Below are 1,052 nucleotides of genomic sequence, written 5' to 3'. Positions count from 1 at the left end.
ACTTCCGCAACGTAATTATCGTGCCCCTCCCGGGCTTGGTGACCTTTAGTTGGCCTGGACTAGTTGGCCTGGACCTTGATCCGGCGAGGTTTCACCTTTTCGGATTTTGGCAGCCTCAGCGTCAACACGCCGTGCTTCATCTCCGCCGAAATCTTCTCGGCATCGATGCTTTCTCCGACAGTAAACGTGCGATGGAAATCACCGGTGCCATATTCGCTGATCAAGAACTCGCCTTCGTGACGCGAAGGCACTTTGCCGTGGATCGTCAACTCGCGATTTTCAAAGCGAATGTCGAGATCGTCGACGCTGACGCCAGGCAGATCACCGTATAGCAACAGCTCCTCTTCGCCTTCCCAAATGTCAAACCGTGGGACATAAGTCGATTGATAGGTTTGTTCTGGGCTAGCGGTGTCGCCGGATTGTTTGTCCGTATTACTCATTGTCGTATTCATTACATCACCTCCGAAACAATTGAATTGAGTTTAGGTACCGTGTGCGTGACGCGGCATGCCGCATTGGCGGGCGCACGCGTCACTATGGGTTGGGGCAGCGGGGCAACGACTCAGTCTGCTTTTACCTCGATACGACGGGGTTTTGCCGCTTCGCTCTTGGGCATCGTCAATGTCAAAACGCCGTTGCGGAAATTCGCAGACACTTTCTCGCTGTCGACGTCGCCCGGCAGTTCGAGCGTGCGTCGGAATTTGCCGAAACCGCGTTCTTGCCGGTGCCATGCACCCGCTTCGTGCTCAGGCTGCTTGCGTTCGCCCGAGATCGACAACTGGTTGCCACCGGTGACGTAGATCTCGAGATCATCCATCTCAAATCCCGGCAATTCAGCTTCGAGATACAGTGAATTGTCGTCTTCCCACAAATTCATCAGCGGGAAAGTTCCACGTCGCGAATTACCGTTTCCGCCGCTTACCTGGCCGAACAGACGGTCCAATTCGTTGCGAAGCCGATTCACGTCTGCCATCGGTTGCCAATGTGAACTTAACATGATTGAACGCCTCCAAAAACTTGAGTTAGGTGGTGAGAGAGGTGTCGGAGCGACT

The 1,052-nt window shown here is 54.1% G+C and carries 2 protein-coding genes; both read right to left on the bottom strand.

The window, feature by feature from the left end; genetic code table 11:
- Positions 1-59 precede the first annotated feature (59 nt).
- A complete protein-coding gene (locus RMSM_RS26765) occupies positions 60-452 on the bottom strand; it encodes an Hsp20/alpha crystallin family protein (RefSeq protein WP_008704204.1) in 393 nt (130 codons plus the stop codon).
- 110 nt (positions 453-562) lie between these two features.
- Positions 563-997: an Hsp20/alpha crystallin family protein gene (locus tag RMSM_RS26760; protein WP_008704202.1), complete on the bottom strand. Its 435-nt coding sequence runs from the start codon at positions 995-997 to the stop codon at positions 563-565.
- Positions 998-1,052: the final 55 nt, after the last annotated feature.

Source organism: Rhodopirellula maiorica SM1 (genome assembly GCF_000346295.1).
Lineage (GTDB): Bacteria > Planctomycetota > Planctomycetia > Pirellulales > Pirellulaceae > Novipirellula > Novipirellula maiorica.
The sequence above is the reverse complement of the archived record's forward strand: the minus strand, read 5'-3'. Positions and strand labels throughout refer to the sequence as shown.

What these genes read in the sequence shown, in the direction of transcription:
- RMSM_RS26765 (WP_008704204.1), bottom strand. Translation starts at nt 452, where the DNA reads ATGAATACGACAATGAGTAATACGGACAAACAATCCGGCGACACCGCT.
- RMSM_RS26760 (WP_008704202.1), bottom strand. Translation starts at nt 997, where the DNA reads ATGTTAAGTTCACATTGGCAACCGATGGCAGACGTGAATCGGCTTCGC.